2 protein-coding genes and 1 pseudogene are annotated in these 4,665 nt (G+C 73.8%); 1 reads left to right on the top strand and 2 read right to left on the bottom strand.

The features are described 5' to 3' along the window. Together ACOJUF_RS21550 and ACOJUF_RS21545 are read right to left on the bottom strand one after the other, a co-directional pair. On the bottom strand, positions 1 to 2,188 hold a 2,188-nt coding region (locus ACOJUF_RS21550), incomplete at its 3' end, for a family 78 glycoside hydrolase catalytic domain (RefSeq protein WP_420123861.1). An 80-nt stretch (positions 2,189 to 2,268) separates the two neighbouring features. Beyond that, positions 2,269 to 3,366, bottom strand: coding sequence for an NADH:flavin oxidoreductase/NADH oxidase (locus ACOJUF_RS21545; protein ID WP_420123860.1), 1,098 nt, complete (start codon positions 3,364 to 3,366; stop codon positions 2,269 to 2,271). A gap of 252 nt (positions 3,367 to 3,618) precedes the next feature. On the opposite strand from ACOJUF_RS21545, the pseudogene ACOJUF_RS21540 reads away from it, so the two are divergent. After that, positions 3,619 to 4,665, top strand: a pseudogene (locus ACOJUF_RS21540) (hypothetical protein); the annotation flags it as partial.

Below are 4,665 nucleotides of genomic sequence, written 5' to 3'. Positions count from 1 at the left end.
CGGGACCGTCGGTCCAGGACACCGAGACCTCGCCGTGCGGCGTCTGCAACGAGGACCGGGCCCAGGTCAGACCGCCGCCCGGCCGGGGCGCGACCCGGACCCGCCGGTAGCCGGGCTCGGCGGGGGCGATGCCCCCGACGGTGCGGTGCATCCAGTCGGCCACGGCGCCCAGGGCGTAGTGGTTGAAGGAGGTCATCTCGCCCGGGTTGATGGTGCCGTCCGGCAGCATCGAGTCCCAGCGCTCCCAGATCGTCGTCGCGCCCATCGTCACCGGGTAGAGCCAGGACGGGCACTCGGTCTGCAGCAGCAGCCGGTAGGCGTCGTCGAGGTGGCCGGTGAGGGTGAGGGCGTCGGTCACGAACGGGGTGCCGGCGAACCCGGTCTGGATGTGGTGACCGCCCTCGGCCACCAGCGCGGCCAGCCGGTCCCCGGCCCGGGCGGTCTGCGCCTGGTCCAGCACCCCGAAGACGATGGACAGCGCGTAGACGGTGACCGCGTCGGAGTGCAGCGTGCCGTCGTCGTGGACGTAGTGCTCGACGAAGGCGGCCCGGGTCCGGTCCGCCACCCCGGCGAAGAAGGAAGCGTCCTCGTCGCGCCCGAGCAACCGCGCCGACGCAGCCACCAGGTCGGCGCTGCGGACCAGGCAGGCGGTGGCCACCACTCCCGGGTCGGCCTTGGCCCGGGCCGCGTCCTCCGGGGGCGCCGTCGGGTCGAGCCAGTCGCCGAACTGGAAGCCGGTGTCCCACAGACCGCTCGGGGACACCTTCGAGGCCACCCGGCGGACGTGCGCGGCCATGGCACCGTACGCGTCCTCCAGCACGCCGACGTCGCCGTACGCCTGGTAGACCGCCCAGGTCACCCACACCGCCGCGTCGCTCCAGACCGCGGTGCTGTCCGGTGTCGGGAACTCCGGCGGGTGCTCGAGGTACTTGAGCACGTCGGGCACGACGAACGGCACCATGCCGTCGGCGTGCTGCTGCTCGGCATCGAGGTCGCGGAGCCAGTCGCGGAGGAAGTCGGCGGCGTCGAAGAGATAGACCGCGGTCGGCGCGAACGCCGCCAGGTCTCCGGTCCAGCCCAGGCGTTCGTCGCGCTGCGGGCAGTCGGTCGGCACGTCGACGAAGTTGCCGCGCGCGCCCCAGACGACGTTGCGGTGCAGCTGGTTGAGCATCTCGTCGGAGCACTCGAAGGTGCCGATCCGCTCGAGGTCGGTGGAGACGACGACAGCGGTCAGGTCGTCGGCCGACAGCTCCTTCGGCCAGCCCTCGACCTCGGCGTAGCGGAAGCCGTGGAAGGTGAACGTCGGCTCGAAGTGGTCCTCCCCGCCGCTCAGGGTGAACCGGTCGGTCGCCCTGGCCGAGCGCAGTGGCCGGGTCCCGAGCTCGCCGTGCTCGAGCACCTCGGCGTGGCGCAGCGTGATCACCGATCCCGCCGGGCCCTGGACGGTGAACCGGATCCAGCCGACCAGGTTCTGCCCGAAGTCGATCAGCGTCTTCCCGCTCGGCGAGCTCCAGATCCGCTCGGGCACGCGCTCACCCACCCGCCGCACCGGCGGGGACAGGTAGGGCTCGAGGGTCGCGAGGTCCCGCTCAGCGAGGTGCACCCCGACCCAGCCGTCGCCGGCGAACCCCGGACGCAGCCACGCGTCCGAGGCGAGCCGCGCGTCGACGTCCTGGCCGTCGTAGAGGTCGTTGGCGGTCACCGCGGACGGACCCGCTGTCCAGTCGGTGTCGGTGATCACCCGCTGCTGGTGTCCGTCGGCGTACGTGATCTCCAGCTGGGCCAGCGCGCCGAGCTCGTCGCCGTAGTAGTTCCGGCCGCCGCTCCAGCCGAGCCGTCCCCGGAACCAGCCGTTGCCCAGCGCCAGACCGAGCACCACCGGGCTTCCCGCGGCGGGCAGCAGGTCGGTCACGTCGTACGTCCGGTAGCGCAGCCGCCACTCGTAGCTGCTCCACCCCGGGCTGAGCACGTCGTCGCCCACCCGCTCGCCGTTCAGGTACGCCTCGACCAGACCGTGGGCGGTGGCGTGCAGCACCGCCGCGGTGACCTCCCCGTGACCGGGCTCCAGGGTGACCTCGGTCCGCAGCAGCGGGGCCCCGGCGAAGTCGTCGTCGGGACTGATCACCCGCGCGGTCCAGCTGGGCTGGTCGCTGGCAGGCGGGGCGGTGGCGGGTGCGGACGGCACCATCCGGTTCTCCTTCGAACGTGGCGGTGAATCGTTTCAGCGCACGCTAGCAGGCGATCCGGACGATCACCAGGGGCCCTCGGTCAGAGAGCGGGCACGTCGTCCCAGCGCCCCCGCGTGTACGCGGGCGGGTACGGCGCCTCCCGCCAGGACAGCCCCAGCTCGGCCGCCGCCCGCTGCGGCCACGAGGGCTCGCGCAGGGCGGCGCGGGCCAACAGCACCGCGTCGGCGTCACCGTCGGCCAGGATCTTCTCCGCCTGCTGCGGCTCCAGGATCAACCCGACCGCCCCCGTACGGATCCCGGCCTCGGTCCGGATCCGACGGGCGAACGGCACCTGGTAGCCGGGAGCGACCGGGATCGGGGCGACCACGTTGCCGCCGGTGGAGGTGTCCACCAGGTCGACCCCCCGGGCGGTCAGCCGCGCGGCCAGGCGGACCGACTGGTCGGCGTCCCAGCCGCGCTCGACCCAGTCGGTGGCGGAGATCCGGACGAACAGCGGCTTGCCCGCGGGCCAGTCGGCCCGGACAGCGTCCACCACCTCCAGCAGCAGCCGGGTGCGGCCGTCGAAGTCGCCGCCGTAGCCGTCGGTGCGGCGGTTGGACAGCGGGCTCAGGAACTCGTGCAGCAGGTAGCCGTGGGCCGCGTGGATCTCGACCACGTCGAAGCCGGCGGCGTCGGCCCGCCGGGCGGCTGCGGCGAAGGCGACGACCAGGTCACCGATCTGCTCCTCGGTCAGCGCGGTCGGCGCCGCGTAGCCGGTGAACGGCACCGACGAGGGGCCGACGGTGGTCCAGCCGCCCGCGGCGGACGGCACGCTGCCCTGCGGTTCACCGTCGAACCCCCGGAAGGTCGACCCCTTGCGACCGGCGTGCGCCAGCTGCACACCGATGGCCGCGTCCTGGCCGTGCACGAAGTCCACGGTCCGCCGCCAGGCGTCGGTCTGGGCGTCGTTCCACAAACCGGTGTCCTGCGGGCTGATCCGACCTTCGGGCGTGACCGCGGTGGCCTCGGTCAGGATCAGACCGAAGCCGCCCTGGGCGCGGGCGCCGAGGTGGACCAGGTGCCAGTCCGTGGGAACGCCGTCCTCGCGGTCGACGGCGTACTGGCACATCGGGGCCAGCCAGAGGCGGTTGCGAACGGTGAGGTCGCGCAGGGTCAACGGCTCGAAGAGGGTGCTCACCCTCGCCTCAACCGGGCCGGGCTCGGACAGATTCCGTCCGACCGCGTCTGCTGCGTCACAAGCGACCGGGAGTCGCTCGGAGACAGCCGTCGGCGGCGGTCGTCCGAGACCGTACGAAAGGTGCGGCTCGCCGGTGTTTCGTGACCCCGATCGGGCGAAGTGCTCTGGCAGGCTATGCAACTGATGGGGCCTGTGTTTTCCGTGTGACGCCTGTTTCGCCCCGACGATCTACCGAGTGGAGCGGAAGAGACGATGCCGAAACGGCTGATCGGCCTGCTAGTGAGCCTCACCCTCGCCCTGACCGCCGGCGTGGCCGCGGCCGGCCCCGCCTGGGCGGCTCCGGACCCGCCCACCAAGAGCGACGCCCAGGTCCAGGCGGCCAAGACGAAGGCCGCGCAGCAGAAGGCGGCCCGGGCTGCCGCGCAGCGCAAAGCCGCGGCCAACGCCAAGGCCAAGGCCGCCGCTGCCGCCAAGGCCAAGGCGGCCGCCGCTGCCCGTACGCGCGCCATCCTCGCGTCCGGCCCGAAGGCGGCTGCCGCCGCACGGGCGGCCCGAGCGGCCCAGAGCGCGGTCGCTCCCGCCCAGGCGCGCGCTGCCGCCGCGGCCCGCAACGCGGCGGTGGTCAAGGCGCGCGCGGTCGCCGCCGGGAAGGCCGCCGCCGCGGCCAAGGCCCGCTCGGCCGCGGTGGCCAAGAGCAAGGCCCCGAAGAAGGACAAGGCGGCCGCCAAGGCCGCGGCGAAGACGGCCGCCAAGGCCGCAACCGCCGCCGGCAAGGCGTACGCAGCGGCCGCCAAGGCCAGTGCGGCGGCGGTCAAGGCCGCGGCCCAGGCCCGGGCGAACGCCAAGGCCAAGGCCAACGCGGCTGTCGCGGCCCGGCTGATCTACGTCGGCTACGCCAAGCAGCGGGCCGACCTGGCGGCCAAGAAGGCCAAGTCCACGGCGAGCACGTCCAGCAAGGCCAGCAAGTCCGCCAAGGCGGCGAGCACCCGCTACAAGGCCTCGGCCAAGGCGACCAGCAAGGCCAAGGCCAAGGCGGCCGCGGCGAACAAGAAGGCCGCCCCCCACCGCAAGAAGATCGCCGCGACCGGGGCCGTCGCCACGCAGGCGCGCAGCCAGTCCGCCGCGGCTGCCGCCGCGGCCAAGGCGGCCGCCAAGGAGCTCAAGGCCGCACAGAAGGCGGTCACCAAGGCCAAGAAGAAGTCGGCCAAGGTCCGCGCTGCGGCGGCCGCCCGCGCCGCCGCGGCGACCGCCCGGGCCAACGCCACTGCGGCCGCAGCCCGGACCGCTGCCGCCCGCGCC

Source organism: Nakamurella sp., assembly GCF_048594475.1.
In the GTDB taxonomy this organism is placed as follows: domain Bacteria; phylum Actinomycetota; class Actinomycetes; order Mycobacteriales; family Nakamurellaceae; genus Nakamurella.
The sequence above is the reverse complement of the archived record's forward strand: the minus strand, read 5'-3'. Positions and strand labels throughout refer to the sequence as shown.